This window comes from Peribacillus frigoritolerans, assembly GCF_001636405.1.
GTDB lineage: Bacteria > Bacillota > Bacilli > Bacillales > DSM-1321 > Peribacillus > Peribacillus frigoritolerans.
In genome coordinates, this window is the sequence record NZ_KV440950.1 from 3,243,822 (window position 1) to 3,266,519 (window position 22,698).

General features: G+C 42.0%; 18 protein-coding genes. 5 read left to right on the plus strand and 13 right to left on the minus strand.

The genetic code is table 11. From position 1 onward, the window contains the following. From A6755_RS15545 to A6755_RS15580, 8 genes are all read right to left on the minus strand, one after another. The gene (locus A6755_RS15545) at positions 1–213 is read right to left on the minus strand and encodes an acetyl-CoA carboxylase biotin carboxyl carrier protein subunit (protein WP_063591224.1); all 213 of its coding nucleotides are present in this window, start codon (positions 211–213) and stop codon (positions 1–3) included. Between the two features lie 31 nt (positions 214–244). Beyond that, complete coding sequence (locus A6755_RS15550; RefSeq protein ID WP_063591225.1) at positions 245–1,594, minus strand: acetyl-CoA carboxylase biotin carboxylase subunit; 1,350 nt, start codon at positions 1,592–1,594, stop codon at positions 245–247. Positions 1,595–1,606: 12 nt separating this feature from the next. Then, complete coding sequence (locus tag A6755_RS15555; protein WP_063592575.1) at positions 1,607–3,244, minus strand: AMP-binding protein; 1,638 nt, start codon at positions 3,242–3,244, stop codon at positions 1,607–1,609. Positions 3,245–3,368: 124 nt separating this feature from the next. After that, the gene (locus A6755_RS15560; protein WP_034312230.1) at positions 3,369–4,511 is read right to left on the minus strand and encodes an acyl-CoA dehydrogenase; all 1,143 of its coding nucleotides are present in this window, start codon (positions 4,509–4,511) and stop codon (positions 3,369–3,371) included. A 60-nt stretch (positions 4,512–4,571) separates the two neighbouring features. Further along, entirely contained in the window at positions 4,572–5,237 is a 666-nt protein-coding gene (locus A6755_RS15565; protein WP_063591226.1) for a TetR/AcrR family transcriptional regulator, read from the minus strand. Between the two features lie 151 nt (positions 5,238–5,388). Then, complete coding sequence (locus A6755_RS15570; RefSeq protein WP_052137424.1) at positions 5,389–6,144, minus strand: hypothetical protein; 756 nt, start codon at positions 6,142–6,144, stop codon at positions 5,389–5,391. A gap of 28 nt (positions 6,145–6,172) precedes the next feature. After that, positions 6,173–7,219, minus strand: coding sequence for a cytochrome d ubiquinol oxidase subunit II (locus A6755_RS15575; RefSeq protein ID WP_063591227.1), 1,047 nt, complete (start codon positions 7,217–7,219; stop codon positions 6,173–6,175). A 15-nt stretch (positions 7,220–7,234) separates the two neighbouring features. Next, a complete protein-coding gene (locus A6755_RS15580; protein WP_034312238.1) occupies positions 7,235–8,596 on the minus strand; it encodes a cytochrome ubiquinol oxidase subunit I in 1,362 nt (453 codons plus the stop codon). A 360-nt stretch (positions 8,597–8,956) separates the two neighbouring features. On the opposite strand from A6755_RS15580, the gene A6755_RS15585 reads away from it, so the two are divergent. Beyond that, on the plus strand, positions 8,957–10,405 hold the full coding sequence (locus tag A6755_RS15585) for a flavin monoamine oxidase family protein (RefSeq protein WP_063592576.1): 1,449 nt from the start codon (positions 8,957–8,959) through the stop codon (positions 10,403–10,405). A gap of 92 nt (positions 10,406–10,497) precedes the next feature. Here the strand turns inward: A6755_RS15585 and A6755_RS15590 are convergent, their stop codons facing one another. From A6755_RS15590 to A6755_RS15600, 3 genes are read right to left on the minus strand one after another with little or no spacing between them, the layout of a single operon-like run. Further along, positions 10,498–11,610, minus strand: a complete 1,113-nt coding sequence (locus A6755_RS15590) for a Ger(x)C family spore germination protein (protein ID WP_063591228.1) — start codon at positions 11,608–11,610, stop codon at positions 10,498–10,500. After that, on the minus strand, positions 11,607–12,701 hold the full coding sequence (locus tag A6755_RS15595; RefSeq protein WP_063591229.1) for a GerAB/ArcD/ProY family transporter: 1,095 nt from the start codon (positions 12,699–12,701) through the stop codon (positions 11,607–11,609). The genes A6755_RS15590 and A6755_RS15595 overlap by 4 nt, the downstream gene beginning before the upstream one ends. Continuing rightward, positions 12,673–14,127, minus strand: a complete 1,455-nt coding sequence (locus A6755_RS15600; protein WP_063591230.1) for a spore germination protein — start codon at positions 14,125–14,127, stop codon at positions 12,673–12,675. Before A6755_RS15600 ends, A6755_RS15595 begins: the two co-directional genes overlap by 29 nt. 207 nt (positions 14,128–14,334) lie before the next feature. On the opposite strand from A6755_RS15600, the gene A6755_RS15605 reads away from it, so the two are divergent. From A6755_RS15605 to A6755_RS15620, 4 genes are all read left to right on the plus strand, one after another. Further along, entirely contained in the window at positions 14,335–15,861 is a 1,527-nt protein-coding gene (locus A6755_RS15605) for a spore germination protein (protein WP_063591231.1), read from the plus strand. A gap of 18 nt (positions 15,862–15,879) precedes the next feature. After that, complete coding sequence (locus A6755_RS15610) at positions 15,880–16,971, plus strand: GerAB/ArcD/ProY family transporter (RefSeq protein WP_063591232.1); 1,092 nt, start codon at positions 15,880–15,882, stop codon at positions 16,969–16,971. Further along, complete coding sequence (locus A6755_RS15615) at positions 16,968–18,053, plus strand: Ger(x)C family spore germination protein (RefSeq protein WP_063591233.1); 1,086 nt, start codon at positions 16,968–16,970, stop codon at positions 18,051–18,053. The genes A6755_RS15610 and A6755_RS15615 overlap by 4 nt, the downstream gene beginning before the upstream one ends. Before the next feature lie 198 nt (positions 18,054–18,251). After that, positions 18,252–18,803 (plus strand): Rid family hydrolase, encoded by a 552-nt coding sequence (locus A6755_RS15620; RefSeq protein ID WP_063591234.1) that lies wholly within the window; start codon positions 18,252–18,254, stop codon positions 18,801–18,803. 318 nt (positions 18,804–19,121) lie between these two features. Here A6755_RS15620 and cysI read toward each other — a convergent pair whose 3' ends face one another. Together cysI and A6755_RS15630 are read right to left on the minus strand one after the other, a co-directional pair. Continuing rightward, positions 19,122–20,840 carry an assimilatory sulfite reductase (NADPH) hemoprotein subunit gene (gene cysI / locus A6755_RS15625; RefSeq protein ID WP_063591235.1) on the minus strand — a complete coding sequence of 573 codons (1,719 nt, stop codon included), beginning with the start codon at positions 20,838–20,840 and terminating at the stop codon, positions 19,122–19,124. A gap of 26 nt (positions 20,841–20,866) precedes the next feature. Continuing rightward, positions 20,867–22,684 carry an assimilatory sulfite reductase (NADPH) flavoprotein subunit gene (locus A6755_RS15630; protein WP_063591236.1) on the minus strand — a complete coding sequence of 606 codons (1,818 nt, stop codon included), beginning with the start codon at positions 22,682–22,684 and terminating at the stop codon, positions 20,867–20,869. Positions 22,685–22,698 lie beyond the last annotated feature (14 nt).

Consider the following 22,698-nt stretch of genomic DNA (forward strand, 5'->3'; position numbering starts at 1 on the left):
TTATTCAATGACGGCCAAAACGTCGCCTTCATTTACGAAATCCCCTTCATTCACTTTTAGTTCTTTAATGGTGCCAGCTTCCTCGGCTGTAATGGGGATTTCCATTTTCATCGATTCCAAGATAATGATATCCTGTCCGTCGGTTACACTTTGCCCCTCACTTGCTACGATTTTCCAAACGCTTCCTGCCATGCTTGCCTTTAATTCTGCCATTTTATTTTCCTCCCGAACATTGTGTTTTAAGTTATACAGTCAATTTTTGAATATATTTCGCAATGAAATCCGTAGTCGTATCTCCTTGGGAAAAAGCTTCATGAGAAATTATTTCCATCAGCAAAGGAAGGTTTGTTTTAATTCCTTCTATTTTATAGCTTGCCAGCGCTTCGCTTAATCTCTCAATCGCTTTATCCCTCGAGTCGCCGCTCACCACCAATTTGGCGATCATCGGATCATAAAAGTGGGATACGACCGAAGTTCCATGAACCGCCAATTCATGACGGATCCCTTCACCTTCCGGAAGTTCCATGGTGGTGATCCTCCCCGGTGCTGGATAAAAGGTTTTCGGATCTTCAGCATAAATGCGCACTTCAATGGAATGTCCGTCCTGTTTAATCTCACTTTGGGTGAAATCCAATTTGTTGCCCGATGCAATTTTAATTTGCTGTTCGACTAAGTCCAGTCCCGTAATTTCTTCAGTGACAGGATGCTCTACCTGAAGGCGTGTATTCATTTCCAGGAAATAAAAGTTTTTATCTGCATCAACTAAAAATTCGAGGGTGCCCGCATTGCTATAACCGATGGATTTTACCGCTTTCACTGCAGCCATTCCCATCCTGTTTCTTGTTTCTTCGTCAAGGAAGGAAGATGGAGCCTCTTCCACGACCTTCTGGTGGCGCCTTTGAACGGAGCATTCCCTTTCCCATAAGTAAACAGCATTCCCAAAGGAATCCGCCAATACCTGAATTTCGATATGACGAGGCTTCTCAATCAATTTTTCTATGAACATATCTCCATTGCCAAAAAATAATTGGGCCCGTTTTTGATTCCCTTCGAAGGCTTTGGTTAGTTCATCTTCATTAGCAACGGCCTGCATGCCGATTCCCCCGCCGCCTGCTGCTGCTTTTAACATGACTGGATAGCCAATCTTTTCGGCAACGGCTGCCGCTTCTGCACTATCAATTAACGGACGTGAAAATCCAGGCACCAATGGAAGTCCGGCTTGCTCCATCTTTTTCCTCGCCTCGACTTTATTGCCCATTTGCTGAATGATCTCTGGTTTGGGACCAATGAATATCAAGCCGGCTTCTTCGCATGAACGTGCGAAATCTGCATTTTCACTAAGAAAACCATATCCAGGATGAATGGCCTCCGCTCCGGTTTCCTTTGCTATTTCCAAAATCTTATTGACGTTTAAATAGCTTTCCTGTACTCTCGGCCCACCCAATAAATATGCCTCATCCGCCAATCCCACAAAAGGCGAATCCGAATCTGCTTCCGAATGGACAGCGACAGTAAGTATTCCCAGCCTCTTGCATGTACGAATAATGCGTGATGCTATTTCTCCCCTGTTTGCGATAAGAATTTTTCGAATCATTCGATATCCTCCTTATTTAGTGCGTTCCGTTAGTAGGTCAAGAGTTTGTTGCCGAAGCTTATACTTTTGGATTTTTCCGGATGCAGTCATTGGATAAGCATCGGTAAATTGAATGTAACGCGGAATTTTATGAAACGATATTTTTCCTTTGCAATACTCTATCAATTCTTTCTCCGTAAGGGTTTCTCCTGCTTTCAAAATGATCCATGCAGCTACCTCTTCCCCATACTTCTGATCTGGAACGCCGAGTACCTGGACATCGACAATTGCAGGGTGTTGATAGAGGAATTCTTCAATCTCACGGGGATAAATATTTTCCCCTCCGCGAATGATCATATCTTTCAGCCGGCCAGTAATCTTGCAATAACCCCTCTCATCCATCACCGCCAAATCTCCCGTATGAAGCCAGCCTTCCTTGTCAATCGCCTGCTCAGTGGCTTCCGGGTTATTATAATAACCCTTCATTACATGGTATCCCCTCGAACAGAGTTCCCCCTGCATGCCCCGCGGGACTTCCTCCCCTGTAGCCGGATCGACAATTTTCACTTCCACTTTCGGCAAAGCCCTTCCCACTGAAGAAACACGAAGTTCGATCGGATCGTCCGTTCTTGTCATCGTAATTCCTGGAGAAGATTCCGTTTGACCATAAGTAATCGTGATTTCCGTGATGCCCATCTTATTCACCACGCTTTTCATGACTTCGATCGGACATGTGGAGCCTGCCATGATGCCAGTCCGTAACGAGCTTAAATCATACCGGTCAAAGTCATCTAGATTAAGTTCAGCAATGAACATCGTCGGTACACCATGAAGCCCCGTACATTTTTCGGCTTCAACCGTCTGAAGGACAACGCGTGGATTAAATTCCACAATCGGCACCATTGTTGCCCCAACTGAAACAGATGCCATCGTACCAAGGGAACAGCCGAAACAATGAAAAAACGGAACCGGGATGCATAGCCGGTCAGCTTCGGTCAGCTTCATGCATTCCGCGACATTCAATCCGTTATTGACCAAGTTGGAATGCGTCAGCATCACTCCTTTTGGAAATCCTGTCGTCCCTGATGTATATTGCATGTTAATCACATCGCCTGGAGCCAATTCCTCCATCCTCATGTCCAGCGATTCCTCCGAAACGGATTCGCCCCCGCTAATGACTTCATCCCATGAAAACGTTCCGGGATAACGTTTTTCACCTAAAACGATGATATTTTTTAATTTTGGCAGTTTCTCAGATTGTAATTTTCCTGGTTCTGCATTTTTCAACTCAGGTACGATTTCATACAGCGTATCTATATATGAATGATCCTTATATTTTTCCATCAGGATGATCGTCGTCGAATCGGATTGCTTTAACAGGTATTCCAGTTCACTTGTGCGGTAATTAGTATTGACCGTCACCAGCACCCCGCCCATTTTCGCAGTGGAAAATTGGGATATAAGCCATTCCGGTTTATTGGATGCCCAAATGGCGATATGTTCACCTTTTTTTATATCCAGTGACATGAACCCCCTGGCAGCCTTTCGGCAAATCTTTTCAAATTCGCGATAAGAATGGCGCAGGCCTAGTTCATGGTACACAACCGCTTCATTATCACCGTATTGTTCAGCTGTCCTTTCAAGCAATTTCCCGATCGTAACATCTAGCAAATCAGACATCAAACTCCTCCTAATCAAATAAAGGTAAGAATGAACGCTTTTTGCTGTATAAGATAACATCTGCTTTTCACCCAAATGAACCCAAGCATCCAGTTCATTTTACGTTCCGTAAAGATTAACAGCCTAATTGCCTGGCGATAACGAGTCTTTGAATTTCGGATGTGCCTTCACCAATTTCCAATAACTTAGCATCTCTTAAATAGCGTTCCACTTCATATTCACGCATGTAACCAGAGCCGCCGTGTATTTGAATCGCTTGATTGCTGGCGCGGAACGAGGTCTCACTAGCAAAGAGCTTGGCGTATGCCGCTTCCTTTGCAAAAGGTTTTTTATTGTCTTTTAACCATGCAGCCTTATATACCATATTCCTCGCCAATTCGATCTCCATCGCCATGTCTGCAAGCTTGAATTGAATGGCCTGGAAATTTGATATGGTTTTACCGAATTGGATGCGCTCTTTTGAAAAAGCTAAAGCTCTGTCAAAGGCAGCCTGAGCGATACCGACGGCCAAAGCTGCAATGGAAATCCGTCCTCCATCAAGCGTGAATAGGAATTGTTTGAACCCTTTGTCCGGATCTCCCAATAAATTTTCCTTTGGCACCCGAACATTATCCAGAATGATTTCACAAGTATTGGAAGCCCGGACTCCCATTTTTTCATAATTGCTATTGATCGTCAGCCCTTGGGTATCGGTTGGCACGATGAATGCCGAGATGATGTTTTTGCCCTTCGAGTCTTTTCCCGATACAGCAGTGACAGTAACCGTTCTTGAATAGCTGGCATTCGTTATCCATGTTTTTTCGCCATTAATCACATATTCATCACCATCCAACACGGCAGTCGTTCTCGTACCGCCAGCATCGGAACCCGCATTAGGCTCTGTCAACCCGAAAGCTGCCAGGGTTTCACCGGTCGTGATTGGAACCAGATATTTTTGCTTCTGTTCTTCGGTTCCAAAATAATAAATTGGACTTGCCCCGAGCGAAACGGCTGCGGCATAACTTAAGCCGGTTCCCCCGCACGCCTTGCCAATCTCTTCAACGGCAATGGCATACGAAATCGTATCTCCGCCCGAACCGCCATATTCTTCAGGAAACGGAATTCCAAGCAACCCGAGTTTCCCCATTTTTTTGAATACATCCTCCGCAAACATGGACTTTGCGTCCAACTCTATCGCAATCGGTTTAATTTCCTTTTCAGCAAATTCCCTTACCATTTCCTTAATCATTTGCTGTTCTTTTGTAAGTGAAAAATCCATATGTTCATTCCCCTTTCTATTGAGACCGACTAGTTGGTCTGTACAAATCAAGTTGATTATTCAATCCACAACAACTTGGTTCTTTAGTAAAAATGGCTGGGTGATTTCCGCTTCTTTTTGTTTATCTATCAATAGGGCATTCAGAACTAAATCCACGTAAATATCACCGATTTCGTCGATCGTTTTTCCGCCGTCCCTTTTGTACCATTTGTAGGACCAGTTCACCATGCCCAGAATTGACATTCCGGTAATTTCCACTGGCAATTCGCTGCGGAATACTCCCTTGTCAATACCTTCTTTGATAACGGAAAAAATGATTTCTTTATACGTTTGACGCTTTTTTTTGATTGCTTCAACATAAGGTGGTTTTAAGTAAATGCTTTCTTGATAGAAAACTGAGATGTGTGGTTTATAGAGGTCAAAAACTTTAACAAATGATTGAATGATCTTTTGCATTTTTTCTGTTGGATGGGTACTTTCTGAAATGGCTTCCTGTGCTTTTATTAAAACATATGAAATAAAGTAATCATGGATGACAAATAAGAGTTCATCTTTGGAAGAGAAATGGTGATAAAAACCACCTTTGCTAGTTCCGCATGCCTTAACGATTTCGTTGACGGAGACACCATGAAAACCATGCTGATCGAAGAGCGTCAACGATGTTTCAATTATTTTTTCTTTTAACTCCGTAAGACTGCACCCCCTTTGTATCCGCTTACATTCCATCCAGAATAAAGAGCTTGATTATGTATAAACTGGATTTATTTAGATTTTACCAAATAATTAAAAATTGTCAATTTTTAATTATCAACAAAAAAACAGCCCTCAAAACCAAGAGCCGTCAATCCACTTTATTTAAGAAGCAGTCGATACCATGTCATTTACTACCCTTGACCGGTTTAACTTGGGCTTTTACAAGCTGCCATCCATTATTATATTTCCATACTGATTTGATCTCCAGTATCGGATCACGCTCATCGGACCCTTTTACATTTTGGATTCCGATAAGCGCTTTTCCTTTTCCAAAAACGGTCTTGAAATCCAGTGAAGAGTATGGATCAACCAAAAGCTCTGTCGGTTCATTTAGTTTTCCATTTTGATAAATGCCCAATTTATCATAAGCTTGTTTTCTGGAACTGACATCCATCACCACAGGTTTTTGACCTTCAATAATGATTTCCGCTTTGTATCCGTCAAGAAATTGTGCCATTACAGGAACGGATGGCGGTACTTCCAGCTCCTTCACTTTTCCATCCTTGAATGTATAGGCGTAACTGGATATCAACCGCTCTCTACCATCCATCAAAACCGTAACCAATACATCCTGGACCCCATCATCATTCAAGTCGGCAACCTTTAGATCTGGATTATACCCAGCTTCAAGCGGGACGTCGATTGTACGGCGATTGCTTTCCACACTTAACTCAATTTTTTTCAGAAACTTGCTACCTTCCTCATAAGGCAGTCCCTGAACCTGGATGATGTCTATTTTCTGGTCACCTGTTACATCTCTTTTAGTTGATATATATGTGCCATCCACCTGAAAATTTTTATCATGCGCTTCAACCGCTTGATAGCTCAAAAATAGTGAGATGACTAAAACCGCATATTTTAGCAGATCTAACTTTTTCATAGTGATAACCTCTCTTTTCAAAGATGAACTAATTTGACATTTGTCGCCGTTTGAACTTTCGACGCTGATCTTTCATGAAGATGGACCAGAAATAATAGAACCCTGGGACTAATATTGCAAAGCCCACGATATACGTGGCAAACACGGCCCGGAATGAGGTTGGATCGGTAAATCCTGATAGAATCGTGACATTTGGATAGATGATATAAGGTAAATGAGCGATACCATAAACATAACTGCCGATTAAATACTGTATGATAATCGCAATGACAGCGAGGCGTGGCATTCCTTTAACCTCCTGCTTAGAAAAATAGGGTAGGTACAGTGCTATCCCGCTAATGATGAAAAAAATGAGCGAGATGAATAACAATGCAGAGTTTTTCATCATTCCTTGGTAAATCCAATTCGCTTCGTTTCTTAACGTGAGCATGACCAACAGAGCCATGACCAACATAAGCGGTCCCGTTATCATCGCATCCCTGCGATATATTTTGTATGCTTTCATTTCGTCGGCCTGTTTTGAGTAATCGGACAGGAGCAAAGAAGATAAAAAAAGCGTGCTCATAACGCCGAATCCCACAAATGCATACTCATTCGGACTCGTGAAAAGTTTAAATAAATTCAATTCTTCATTTCCTCTCATGCCTTCGACAAACCCAAGATGAGTGATTGGCAATACGCTGATTAATAGACCCGGTATGATCAATCCCGTCAATCCTGAGATATACGTTAACGCTTTTTCATATTTGTCAACGCTATGCGAGAAAACCAAGAAAGCACTCCTAATACATAGCAGAACCAATATCAGGCTCGCGGGAACGATCAAGGCTACCCCAATCGGGAATACCGCACCTGGGAATAAACTGTAAATCGCAATGACAAGACCAACCACAAAAGTATTCGTCACTTCCCAAGTTGGTGATAAATAGCTATTCGCTATCTTGGTAGCATTCGTCTCTTCCTTTTTAATGTAAGTCATTGCCCAGAAGCCCGCGCCAAAATCCATAGAGGCCATGATGGCATAAAGAAAAATAAAGCCCCAGACCAGTGTTATTGCAAGAAGAGCATCACTCATTCGCCTTCCCCCCTTTTATGAATTCGAATCGAAAAGTCTTACACCTTTCTGTTCGGCTTTATATATATCATCCATTACGGAATGACGTTTGAAATAATACAAAAGTGTAAACACGACAGAAACGCATAAAATGATATATACAATAATGAACATCGTGAATAAGAATCCAAGGTTTTCGTAAGAAGTGACTGAATCCTCCGTTGTCAGCATCCTGTATATCGTCCATGGCTGTCTGCCGGTACAGGCAAAAATCCAACCGCATTCTATCGAAATCACCGAAAGCGGCCCTGATGCAACAAACAGCCAAAGAATCCATTTCGGATATGTCTCCTTTTTCAGCCATTTATTCCATACCAATGCAAACAGTGCCAACGCGATTAAGCCTGAACCAATCATGACCATGGCATTGAATAAGATATGGACATAAAGCGGCGGCCAATACTCTTCCGGAAAATCGTTCAAACCGGTCACAACCGTATCAAAGCTATTACCAGATAGAAAGCTTAATAACCATGGAAATTCAATCCCATACTTCACTTCCTGAGCTTCCCTATCGGTATAACCGAACAAGGTAAGTCCGGCATGGTCCTGTGTTTCAAACAACCCTTCTGCCGCTGCCAGTTTTTCCGGCTGTTCCCTATATAAATGCTGTGTAGTCGCATGACCGTTCAATGCCGTCAAAAACGAAAAAACCAAGCCCAAGACAATACTGAGCCTCAGTGCTTTTTGGTGAAAATTAAATTCAGCAGTGCCATATTTATTTTTCAGCATCTTATAGGCTGCGACGGACGCCACGACAAAAGCGCCTGTAGTATAAGCAGTCAGGGCCGTATGTCCTGCCGTCACCAAGAAACTTGGGTTAAAAAATGCCGCCCAAGGATCGACATCGACGATTTCCCCATTTTCAAACCGGAACCCAGCTGGTGTCCCTTCAAAAGCATGGACATTCGAAATCAAAACAGCCGAAGCCAATGCTCCGAATGCAACAAAGAATAAACTCACGATTCGGGCCCATGGCTTGATTTTTTCAGCAGCATACACATAGATTGACATGAACAGCGCTTCAACCATGAATGCATAAATCTCGATTTGGAATGGAAGCGCCATGACACGTCCTATCACTTCCATGAACCCAGGCCATAATAGTGACAGCTGCACACCCGCAATCGTACCAGTCGGAATCCCGACCCCAAGTAAAACCCCTAATGTTTTGGTCCAGCGTTTAGCCATGACGACATACTGTAAATCCTTTGTCCTTTGATACATCAATTCCGCTGCCAACATCATCATCGGCAACCCGACGCCAATCGTTGCAAATATGATATGTACAGCCATATTCGTCCCGAACATTGCGCGGGCCATTTGTATATGATCCATACTGTCTTCCTTTCTACCCTTTGTCTCTTGGTAGTATCTCCTCTGTAAAGGAAAATATTTAATAATATTCCACAAACTAATTTTTCATAGGTTTTGCAGAAGCTCGGTATTTACTTATTGATGTTTTTGGATGATTGTTCAGAATATATTCTATCGAGGTTAATTTTGGTATATATATTACGTGGAATTCACCAATGCACTAAAAAAATTTCACTAAGCATTTAGATGACAAATTATTGAATATCCTTCATAAATGGTGACCCAATAGGAATAAGATAGCGTAAATCCCATATAGAAAGTGTAACAAGAGAGGAGAAAAACATTTTGTCCTTTTCCAAAGATCCGTTATCACCCGAACAAATGCTGGCTGTGATCAGAAATGGCCTGGGGCCTACCCCAATCCCCAAAAAAATCATTATCATTGGTGCAGGCATGTCTGGGTTGGTTGCAGCATCCCTTTTAAAACAAGCGGGGCACGATGTTACGATATTGGAAGCAACCGGGAGGGTCGGAGGGCGTGTTTTGACCATACGGGAGCCATTTTTAGAAGGTTCCTACCTTGAAGCCGGTGCCATGCGAATTCCTAATTATCATTACTTAGTTGCTGAATACATCAAGAAGTATGGTCTACGAGTCAACACTTTTGTGAATGCGACTCCTAATGATCCCATTTATGCCAACGGAATCAAGACGACCGCTGCCATATATCAGCAGAACCCGGATATACTGAGGTACCCTGTAGCTCCCCATGAAAGAGGTAAAACAGCTGAAGAATTACTTAACATGGCAATCAAGCCTGTGACTGACTTCATCATTCAAAATCCACGTAGAAATTGGGAAATAGTCATTAAAGAGTTTGATAAATACTCCATGAGCTTCTTTTTGCAGTACAATCCAGTCGGAATCAGTCTATCAACAGGGGCGATTGAAAGCATCAAAGTCCTGATGGGTTTAGAAGGATTCCCGGAACTTTCTTTTCCGGCCATACTTCGGGAGCTTATGCCGCTCTTTAATCCAGACGTGAAATTTTTTTCAATCGAAGGAGGAAACGACCGGCTTCCTTATGCCTTTCTACCGGAATTGAAGGATAATTTAATCTTCAGATATGAAGTGACAAAGATCATCCAACATGATAATCAAGTCACCATCCATTCCAAACATACTCAAAGTCAAAACCCCTTAACGGTTACCGGTGATCTTGCCATCGTGACGATCCCTCTTCAATTGCTGCAATTTATAGATATTGAACCCCGGAATTCCTTTTCCCATAATAAATGGAAGGCAATAAGGGAACTCCATTATGCTGCTTCCACAAAAATTGGACTTCAATTCACTCATAGGTTTTGGGAAAAGGAAGGAATCTTCGGCGGTAAATTGACGACAGATTTACCTATTAGATTTTCTTATTACCCCAGCCAAACGAGCAACCAGAGGGAATCCGGTCTCATCTTAGCAAGTTATACATGGGAAGATGATGCCACATTATGGGATATCCTACCGGAAAAAGATCGAATACAACACGCATTGAAAAATTTGGCAGTGATCCATGGTAATCAAGTATATGATCATTTTTTATCAGGAGCTTCTTATAGCTGGACATTGAATCAGTATTCCTACGGCGCTTTCTCCATGTTTAAGCCTGGTCAGGAAACGGACTTGTTTCCATACATCCCAACTCCTGAAGGCAGGGTCCACTTCGCTGGGGAGCATACATCAACCGTACCAGCATGGATTGAAGGAGCCATTCAATCCGGAATCAGGGTTGCACATGAAGTGACGAATCTGCCTAGAACTTTCGGTGGGCCTTGAATGGACCAGTTCCTTGGCTCTTAAGTAACCTCATCAACAAAGAACACTGACAAAAAACCTTCCATTTGGAAGGTTTTCATTCTTATGCCCATTCACTTTATCCCACCTTTTGAACCGAAGTCTACGATCCTTAAGTCCACTTCATAATTAATATCGGCTTTACTGAAAATTTCGTCCCATTTATTCTTATTTTTCTCCCAAAACTTTGGATGCTGATTTTGCACATAACGATACAATCCTGCTACCCCTGTTTTATAATCATGCTGTAATTTGTATGCGATTTTCTTTACATCCTTTTTCACTTCATCCTCGGCAATACGCTCAACCTCTTTTAAATAGGCTTTTTCAAAAGAATTCTCCTTACCATACCAATCTTCCGAAAGTCTTGCTGTGTACCCGACCTCAATATTGATCGTCAAATGATCACCATTCAATTCCGTAGTGATTTTCCTCCTTGTCCTATTGATCACTTCGACACTTAAAGGCTTACCGTGTTGGACCGCTTCGATTATTCCGCCCTTTACTTTTCCGTTCAACCAATTTAATGCAGCAATATCTTCATCATTCATGACCCCGACCAACTTTGAATTGTTGATCACCCCTGCACCCTTTAAAATTAATTTCCCACCCCTAATATCAACGGCCTGAATGGCAAAGCTTCCATCTGACTGTAAATTTGAGGATGCTTTGCCCAGTGTTAAAGGCGGAAGTATCTTATTCGTTCTGTGCTCATTATCTTTCAATTCATAGATTACATTAGAAGGGATCTCCCCATCTTCGGATCGTCCCAAAATTTCTTTCGTCGGTCTCTTCGTTAAATAAACATGACAGCTTCTCCTTGTATTATTATCGCGTATTGACTGATTAATGATCGCTTCCATCGGGATTTTCCTTAATACATCTTCATTAATGAGGATGATACGCTGATGATTGGTTAATACCGTATTGGTTATGAGTAAAGAATCCCTAATTGCTTCATGAAGCGTTTGGGCACTGACGGTAACATTTTTATATTTTAGTTGGGCCTGATTCTCCTGAACACTATTTCCTGGAGGCACCAGAATTTGCTGTGTTAACATGATTTCGTCATCCTTTTTGCTTTTATCGATCCCCACTCCAACTACGAGGGATAACTCTTCAATATTTTCACTGTCCCAACAGCCTGTAAGTAAAGGAATAAGCAAGATCAAACATAATCTTTTCATCCGCTTCTTCTACTCCTTTTCAATTGAACGATTACGAACGTAATAATTGGTAAGCCAATCAATATAACCGGAAATAGATATCCAAGCAAATCGCTCATTTTTAAAATTCCAGTTATATCTTTAGGGATTTTGGCCAAAAGAAAAACGACGGGAACCAAAACAATAAGGTTCGTTGTATATGAATTGCTAAATATTTTCGTCATTCCTTCTGCTGCAAAGTAAAAGTAAATTGCATGTGTTAAAAAAAACTGAAGAATCCAAGTGATTAAGAGAAATAGCTCCATACGCTCTAAAAATATCCCTGTTACTTCAAAGGACTGAACAAAAGAAATGGTTGGCAAAGTAACCGCTTCGACTTCCGGGACGGTCAGCGTAGCCACGACCAATACATATGTAATTACATATAAAATCAGCGGGATGGAAAAACCGATTAAAACGCCACTTTTTATCTTGTTTTGATTTTTAACGACGCCAAACAAAAAGATGAAAAGTTCAATTCCAAAAAAAGACAAAGTTCCGGAGCCCATTCCTTTCATGACTGGTAGAAACCCTTTCGCAAGAACAGGCTGGAGGTTTCTTAACTCTACTATCCTGAGACTGAACAAATAAATGAGCAAGACGATGACGATTGTCAAAGGAAGAAAGAAGACACAAGCCTTTGCTATGGCTTTTATTTTGCCTGTCAAAAGATGGACACTCGCTAAAATCATGGAAAGTATCACGATTTCAACTGGTGTTTCCTCCAACAAATAAAACCGGACCATTTCACTCATCGCAAGAACTTCAAAGCTGGCCACCCCTATAAAGTACACCACCACGACCAACCCAATAAGTTTGGAGAGCCATTTTCCATAGGCCTCCTCCATGTACGTATAATAGTCAGCGACCTTATGTTTTTTTAACAGAACAACCAATAAGCATAACAAAAGGGTAATAGCAATCCCAGTTAAGATCAAGACGATCCATCCATCGGTCGAATGGATTTTTTCCGTTAACGTCCTTGGAAGGGTTAGCATTCCAATTCCTAGCATGCTGCAAGAAATGATCGCTGCCAATTCGCCACTAAGAATTTTGCCTTCGGACTGGCCCAAAAGAATCCCCCCCCTTTTTCCGTTTCGGTAACCGTAGGAACGCATCCTTCCAGGTCTTTTTACCGATAAAATCCATTGGTTGAAAATAAGGTTCTTTGAAGCTGGTCAATTTTGACAAATGACTGATAACAATGATAAAGAATAATGTAGTTCCGTATAAACCTAAAACGGCGGCAAAAATCATCGCCCCGAACCTTAATGCCCTGAACGCCAGTCCAAAGCTATATTGCGGGACCGTAAAAGAGGTAATCGTCGTGATCGAAACGATTATGACCATGAGGGAACTTACAATATTGGCTTGAACTGCGGCTTGTCCAATAATGACCCCGCCAACCAATCCAACCGTTTGACCAATGGGCGATGGGAGCCGTATGCCTGCTTCGCGAAGCAGTTCAATCGTTACTTCCATGATGATGGCTTCAACAAACGGCGGAAATGGCACGTTCTCCCTTGTACCCGCGATGGTCATCGCCAGTTCTGACGGAAGCAATCCAGGGTTGAACGAAACCAAGGATATATAAATCCCTGAAAGAAATACGGTAACAAATAAAGATAAATAGCGAATTATACGTAAAAAAGAACCCGCTACCCACCTTTCATAATAATCATCCGGTGACTGCAGCAGCATCGTGATCGTCGTTGGTGCCATCAAAGCAAATGGCGATCCGTCAACCATGATGACCACCCTTCCCTCCTGCAGTGCAGCCAATACTTTATCCGGACGCTCCGTATTTTGGATTTGCGGGAAAGGGGTTAACGCTGTATCTTCAATTAATTCCTCAAGCATCCCCGAGTCTTGGAGATCAGTAGCTTTCACTTCATTTATCCGTTTATTCACTTCTTTTAGCAAAGAATCGCTAGCTTTTCCTTCATAATAAATCAACGCAACTTCCCGTTTTTCCATCGTCCCGAATTTCTGTTGTTGGACGATAAGGCTGGGATGGTTTGAATATTGCCTTATCAAGCCGATATTTTCCTGAAGACTTTCGATAAAGCCCATTTTCGGTCCCCGGACAACCCTCTCTGTAGAAGGTTCACCAAACGTTCGGTTTTTTTCCTTTACCAGGTTCAAGACATAACCTTTTACCATCCCATCTATAAATAAAAGCGTTTTTCCGTCAAAAATATGCTCTTTGGCTGTTTCATATGTTTCAACATCCTGTTCCCTGACTGAACATATTTTGGAAATGACCAGCTGTTCGATAGAAACCCGATGCCTGGTTTCAACCTGGGCAGCCGATAGATCCAGGACAATCTCATTGAATGAACGATAATCCATCGTTCCATTGACAAATACGAATAAACCCGAAACTTCATAACCGGGAATGAATATCTGTTTAAATACTACATCATCCTGCATATCCAATTCAGATTTCAATTCTTCCTGCTTTTGATCCAATTTAATATGCAAGGGTTTACTTTTCATGGTGAACTCCTTTGGTTAAATAGGTTTTTATTTATTCAGTTTCCTCTATTTACAATTTTTTTATGCGACAGGAAATGAAGGCAGCTTTTACACCATTTTATTTATTGAATTTCCTTTCTGAAGCGAGCGACATTAGCATCCAAAATGGTTAATTTGTATTAAATTGCAAATGCTAGGATTATAAGCTTTAGTGCAGAGGTGACAACATTGTTTAACCGCAGAACGTTCAAAAAAAAGCCAAATCAACCAAACGAAAAAAATGAAAAATTAAATAACGTTTCGGAAGTAAGGGACCTATTCAATACCCTTTCTTCATCCAATGATTTCATTAACCATCAAGGAACATATAATGGCATAGGCTATTGGGTCTCTTTTTATCGCTCGTTGATCGATGCACAGGTACTGCATGAAAGTGTTCTTTCTGTCATACCGACTCTGGAAACGATAAATTTGGAGCAAATAAAAGAAAACGTTCCTATTGAGAATACACTTATCACCAGTACCAAGGTTGTAATTGAAGACAGGATCATGAGAGGCGAAATTGCACTTCGATTAGATGGAAATCTTGATGAATGCCTATTAATAAATGTTGCGGCCCAACAGGGGAGACAAGTTGAGAAACCTGAACTTGAATTTGGCATCATAAGTGCTCAAGAAGCATTTGTCGAGGATCTTGATATCAATCTGAATTTAGTCAGAAAAAGGCTTCCTGTCCCTGGATTGCAAGTAAGTGAAATGACTGTGGGATCCTTGTCTAAAACGAAAGTGGCCGTTTTATCGATAGAAGGGATCGTTGATCAGGAAAATGTTGATAATGTTATACAAAGGATCAATGACGTAGAGTTTGATGAAATATTGGACGGGTCCTATCTCGCGCAAATGCTATATGATAATTCAAATACCTTGTTTCCCCTTTTTCTAAATACGGAAAGGCCTGATCGCATCGCAAGTGCATTGGCTGAAGGCAAGGTAGCCCTGTTAATCGATAGGTCGTCCTCTGCACTTATTACTCCAACCATTTTGTTGGAATACTTCATCACCATGGAAGATTATAATATGCCGTGGATTCCGGCATCCGCTTTCCGTTTATTAAGAATATTCGCGGTCGCTTTTTCGATTTTTGCCACTCCCATTTATGTAGCCGTGCTGACCTATCATTATGAACTGATTCCTAAAGATCTTTTGGAAACGATCGTCACGTCCAGGAACTTAATACCTTTTCAGCCATTGATCGAAGCATTATTCCTGGAGATCTCCATTGAGTTATTACGGGAAGCGGCTGCCAGGCTGCCAACAAAGGTAGGCCAGACATTAGGTATCGTCGGCGGTATCGTTATCGGTCAAGCAGCCGTTGTTGCTGGTTTGACCAGTAATATCTTATTGATCATTGTTGCCCTCTCGGCATTGGCATCATTTGTTACTCCCATTTATAAAATGGGTAATGCCATACGGCTGCTGCGGTTCCCCTTCTTAATCGGGGCCCAAATTTGGGGGCTGCTGGGCATTACCATAGCAGCCGTGTTTTTGATGACCCACCTTATCAAATTAACTTCTATGGGACACCCGTACCTCGAACCGATATACCCATTTCGCATGCAAGATTGGAAAGACAGCTTTGTTCGGCTTCCTTTCAATCTTTTCAAATCGCGGCCTGTAAATTTACGTCCAGATGATAGAGCCAGACAGCCACAGCCCAAAAAAGCAAGAATCAAAAAAAATGATTTTAATGAATGATCTAAATGAGGGTCCCATATGAACCAAGCTGGTGTTAATGAAAAGTATAAAGTGTCACCGTTCTATGTGTTTTTTTTAGTGCATTCCATGCAAACAGGAGTAGGCGTTTTGAGTTTTCAAAGAGTTTTAGCGAAGACAACGGGAACGGATGGCTGGATTTCGATCCTTCTAGCCGGCCTGTTCGTTCATATAATGATTTGGGTCATATATAAAATCTTCAGTTTCGTTCCTGGCGATATCATTTCTGCAAACAATCAAGCATTCGGGAAATGGATAGGGAATTTCTTCAGCCTATTATTCGTTCTTTACTTTTTGATCCTTGGGATGGATGTCATGATTAGCTATATAAATATCATACATGTATGGATGTTTGAAGAAGTCCCATCTTGGGCGTTTGCAGTGGTCTTCATGGTTTTGATTTATTATATTCATACGGGAGGATTCCGAACAATTACGGGTATTGCCTTTTTAAGCGTCCTTTTTACATACTGGCTTTTATTTGTCCTATTCTATGTCATGAAATACTCTGAATTCACCAATTTGCTTCCTGTTTTCCATCACACTCTATTGGACATATTAAAAGGAACCAGAAGTACTTCGTTGACCCTGCTTGGTTTTGAAATGATCGTGATGTATTATCCGTTCATCAAAAATGCTAAAACTTCACAAAAATATGCCCATTGGGGGGCCTTAACGACAACCTTAATAACTGTATTCGTTTATTTGGTTTCACTTGTTTTTTATTCACAAAAACAGTTGGAACTGACTATATGGCCAACATTGTCAATGACCAGCATTATCGAATTGCCCTTTATCCAGCGATTTGAATATATAAATGTTTCTTGGTGGGCCATCATTATCATACCTAACATGACCATCGCCTTGTGGTCAGCAAGCCGAGGTTTCAAGCGCTTGTTCAATGTTCAGCAAAAGTATCCATTATGGGGGATGTCGATTATTATCCTGCTTACCAATGTATTTATTTTTGATATCGATTCCCTCTATATATTGAATAAAATAATCGATCCATACGGCGTACTCTTTATTGCTTTATACTTGCCTCTTCTTTTGCTCATCATCTATATAAAGAAACTGAGGAAACGTATATGAGAAAATTATTTCTTGTTATCTTAGCTTTGCCCCTCCTTTGCAGCTGTGCCCAGCCAAGAGTGGTGGATGAAGTCAATATGTCCCAGGCCATTGGCTACGATATACTGAAGAATGATAATGTCGAAGGAATGTTCGTCATCCCTATCTTCCAGCAGGACATGATGGGTAAATATCAAATCTTAAGCGGAACATCGACGACAACAAGTGATGTCCAGGCTGTCGTTTCCAAAAAAGCGGATAAGCCGGTATTGCTTGGACAGACCCGCATCATTTTATTCAGTGAGAAAATGGTTCGGGAAATCGGAATGACAGAACTGACCGATTATCTCTATCGTGAACCACAACTTGGAAACAGGGTCATTTTGGCCATCGTTGAAGGAAAGGTCAAGAATGTCATAAATTCGAAACCACCAAATACGAATGTGAATATTGGAATTTTTTTATCAGGTTTGATCAATCAACAAATTAAAACAGGTAATGGACCGGATACTAACCTCCATCTTTTTTTAGGAAACTCTCTAGAAGATGGCGGCGATTCGTATCTTCCTTTATTTAAATTAATTAATAATGAAGTTTCGGTTTCTGGAGCCGCCCTATTTCATGAAAATAAGATGGTCAGTAAAGTCCCCACGGATGATATGTTCATCTTCAAAACATTAGTTCAACATCATAGGCGGGGAATATACAAATTCAAATTAAAAGACAAGCAAGAAAGCGATATCGTAGTGGAAAGTATCCGAAGCGGTTCAAGTTATGAGGTATCCGGCTCAGAGAGAAATCCCTCGATCACGATCAAGATCAAAATTAAAGGACAAATCAAGGAATCCATGCGCAGTGAAAACCTTACCAATAGAAAGATGATAAAAAAAATTGAAAAGGAAATGGAAGCTGATATAACCAAGCAAGCAAACCGACTTATGAAAGATTTTCAGAAAAAATCCCTTGATCCGATTGGGCTGAAGGAAAAATATCACGCCAAAAATAAAAAATTGACCTATGAACATTGGAAAAAGATTTATCCGACAATGGACATTAATATAGAAACCAAAGTTAACATCATCCAAACCGGAGTCTCAGAATGATGAATTGTCGATAGCCCATTTAGAAATCTTCATCTGATCGGAAAAAAACTACTTTCATATTAAATTGCTGGTGAACAGCCCATTTATTTAACTGCATGGCTGGAAGATGATTTTGAAACAGCAAGACTTGTGGTTAGCCGGAAAAATGAAACTGATTATCTACCTATCGTCGTTACATTAATAACAGGAGCTGACTATATGAATACACCTATGAAATCGCTCATCGCTTTCTCAGTATTAAGTATATATTTAATCACAGGATACTCATTTGCTTCCGCAGGTAACGAAAAAGATGAATTGAAATCGGATAAAGTGAGCTTCTTTGGGTCCCCAACTTCTGCTATTTCCAGTTCAGTTGCTGTGCCTCAAAGTTATAACCGGTTATTGTTTAGCGGAACAGTTGCACCTCTTTTAAACAAGGATGGAAAAACCACTTATGAGAGATATGGCAATACAGAAAAGCAGGCAATCGGAATCTTAGAGAAATTAAAAGCAGATTTGAAAACAAAAGGACTTTCCCTCGCTGATGTAACCTATCTGCGTGTGTATGTCGCGCCAGATCCAAACAAGGGAAATACACCAGACTATCAAGGTTGGTTCGATGCTTACGCTCTTTTCTTTAATACAAAGGAGAATCCAGTGAAAACAGCCCGTTCCACTGTAGGGGTGCAAAGTCTGGTTTCGCGGGATTATCTCATTGAGATTGAAGCAGAAGTAGCCTATAAAAATAACAGCAAGGCAAATAAATAGACGATAGATGAGTATGGTCACGATTCAATATTTCGATGTTCCAGCCACTCTGGAAAGTCTTTGAATACCAAAAGAGACAGGAAATTATTCCTGTCTCACAGACTGTACAATTCGAACGTTGATTGGAACGTAGGGCACTCGCTTTCCTCAAGCGGGTCCGCCCTCGGCGCCCTTGCGCCTGCGGGGTTTCCCCTGGACTCGCTTTTCCAGCAGGAGTCCCGTACCTTCCGTTCCATCAACTTTGTTTTAAAATACAGATAGAACCCCTTTTGTCTACAAACTGAGACAGGAAGCTTTCCTGTCTCTCATTTGTTTTAATCAATCATGAAAATTCGTTCCATCCGTCACTTCTTTCACAATCCCTGCATTGATGACGAAGTCTCCGAAATGCTCTCCTTGCTGGCGTTCTTTTGCATAACGGGAAAGAAGTACACGCAACTCTTTTAATATCTCTTCTTCACCAATGTTTTCGCGGTACATTTTACTTAATCGGCTTCCGTCGAAAGCAGCACCGAGATACATATTATATTTACCAGGTGCCTTACCGATAAAGCCAATTTCACCGAGTGCATGCCGGGCACAGCCGTTCGGGCAACCAGTCATGCGTATCGTGATTTCTTCATTCCTCAAGCCGTTTTCATCAACGATGGCCTCGATTTTATCAATCAGAACCGGCAAATAACGCTCTGCTTCGGCCATTGCCAACCCGCACGTCGGAAGCGCCACGCATGCAATCGAGCTGCGTCTGAGCGCCGAATGATGTGCACCATCCGTCAAACCGTATGTTTCAAGCAATTCTATGATTTTTTCCTTTTCCTGGCTTGACACATCTGCAATGATCAGGTTTTGATTGGCAGTCAATCGGAAATCACCCGTATGGATCTTTGCGATTTCGCGCAAACCGGTCATCAGCTTGTAATCATTGATATCGGCAATTCGGCCACCCTCGACAAATAGTGTAAAATGCCATTTACCCTGCATGCCTTTTACCCATCCATAGCGGTCGCCATTATTATCAAAATGGTAAGTTCTCGCTTCCCCTAGCTTCCATCCTAGACGATTTTCCAGTTCAGCTTTTACCGGTTCGAGCCCAAGCCTGTCAACCGTATACTTGAACCGGGCATTTTTCCGTACGGACCGGTTTCCGTAATCACGCTGAATCGTAATGATTTTTTCAGCCACATCCAGTATTTTATCTGGCTGGCAAAAACCGATTACCTTGGCTAGTTGAGGATATGTCGCCTTGTCACCGTGGGTCATTCCCATACCGCCGCCGATCGCCACATTAAAACCAACAAGTTTTCCATTTTCAACAATTGCTATGAAGCCAAGATCTTGGGAGTAGACATCAATGTCATTAGATGGCGGGACCGCAATGCCTATTTTAAACTTCCTAGGCAAATAAAGCTTTCCGTACATTGGTTCGACTTCCTCCAATTCCGGAGTAGCGACAACTTTTTCTTCATCCAGCCAGATTTCATGGTACGCCCTTGTACGCGGCAATAGATAATCACTCAATTTTTTCGACCATTCATATACTTCGGAATGGATTTCGGATTGAAATGGAATCGAATTGCACATTACGTTTCGGTTTACATCTCCGCATGCAGCGATTGTATCCAACATGGAAGCATGGATTTCCTGAATGGTTTTTTTCATATTCCATTTTAAAATACCATGCATTTGAAACGTCTGCCTTGTTGTCAATTTCAAGGTTCCGTTACCGTATTTCTGGGCAAGGTCATCCATAACAAGCCATTGAGAAGGCTGTGCAACCCCGCCGGCCATACGGACACGCAACATAAATTGATAGGCAGGCTCCAGTTTTTGTTTTTGACGCTCATTACGCAGATCCCGATCGTCCTGCAAATAGCTGCCGTGATGTTTCATCAGTCGATTGTCATCATCCGGAATACCGGCGCTAATCCGATCCTGCATCACTTTTCCAAGTGTACCTCGCAAATAATCGCTTCTTTCTTTAATTTGCTCAACATCACTGGGCGGGCCTGCTGGTGCTTTCAATAGTGGGTTCACCATGTTGTAATCTCCTTTTCTTCCAAATTTCAATACACATCACGTTGATAGCGTTTATTCTGTTGCATATCTTCAAGATAGGCTTGCGCATCAGCATGGCTCATATTGCCTTCTTTTTCAATGATCTCAATAAGCGTATTATGGACATCATGGGCCATGTTTTTCTCGTCACCGCAAATGTATACAGCTGCCCCTTTTTGAAGCCATTCGTATAATTCCCCGCTTTGCTCGCGCATCCGGTCTTGAACATACACTTTTTCATCCGTATCGCGGGAAAAGGCCACATCCATTTTCGTAAGTACACCTGTTTTCAACCACTTTTGCCATTCAGTTTGATAAAGGAAATCCGTCACGAAATGCTGATCTCCGAAAAAGAGCCACGTTTTCCCTTTCGCTTCCGATTCTTCGCGATCCTGGATAAAGGATCTAAACGGGGCAATGCCCGTTCCCGGTCCAACCATGATAATTGGCGTATCTGGGTTCTTTGGCTGCTTAAAGTTTTGGTTATGCTGAATGTAAATGGGCAGCAAGTCCCCTGGCTGTAATCTGTCCGCACATAAAATCGAGCAGACCCCTTTTCTTTCCCGGCCATGACTTTCATACCTGACAGCTCCGATGGTCAAATGCACTTCATCCGGATAGGCGGACAAACTACTCGCAATCGAATATAGACGGGCTGGCATTTTCCGAAGTATCGATACAAACTCTTGCGCCGATTCACCCCATGAACCAAAATCACGGACAAAATCAAGCAAATCACGGCCTTCTCGATATTCTTTTAACCTTTCTTCATTACCAGGCTTTAAAAGCTCCTTTAAATCCTCATTACCAGAAAGCTGTGCCGCTTGTTCAATGAGCGATTTGGTCAATACCGTTATTTCAAAGTCGGAGATGAGCGATTCCCTAAACTGACGAAGTTCTCCCTGCTTATTGACCTTCACGGTTTCTTCAGGATCCCAATCCAGTTCCATAAGAAGCATATCCACTAAATCCGAATCGTTTTTCGGATAAATGCCAAGGCTGTCACCAGGTTCGAATGTAAGACCTGAGCCCTCAAGAGATAACTCAAGATGATGAGTTTCTTTATTGGAGCCACGTCCGTTCAAATTTATGTTTTCCAACACTTCCGCTTTAAACGGATTCGTTCTCGAATAAGAAGTTTTTTCACCTACAGAAGCTTTTGCTTCGGGAACTGCAGCAGCAGAACTGACTTGCCCTTCACTTAAACTGGAAATGACTCCTTCCAGCCATTCGGAAGCAGGCTCATCATAATCAAGGTCACAGTCCATTCGCGGAAATAACCGTGTCCCCCCAAGTTCCTCCAAGCGTTTATCGAATTGTTTTCCCGTTTCACAGAAAAACTCATATGAGCTGTCCCCAAGCGCCAATACCGAATAGCGGAGACCCTCAAGGCTTGGTGCCCTCCTGCCATGAAGATACTCATGGAAAGACAATGTATTATCCGGCGGATCACCTTCTCCATGCGTGCTAACGGCAATCAGAAGATTTTCGGTTTTCTTCAAATTGTTGACTTTAAAGTCACTCATGGATGAAATGGTAACCTGAAAGCCATTACCCTCAAGCTTACTCGCCGCATTTTCCGCCAGCCCTTGAGCATTGCCCGTCTGTGAACCATACAGGATGGTCACTTCTTTCGATATTGTCTTCCCGCCGCTTTGAGCTTCCAATACCGGGGCGTCGGCTGAACTTGTGTTCGAAACTGACAAAGATGCAGTCAGATAACCGCTCAACCAAATTTTTTGTGTTTCGGTCAAGCTTGGCAGCAGGCTGTTAAGGAGCTCTGCTTGCTCTTGATTAAAGGGACTGTTACTTACCTGAAGTTGCACGATTTCCACCTCAC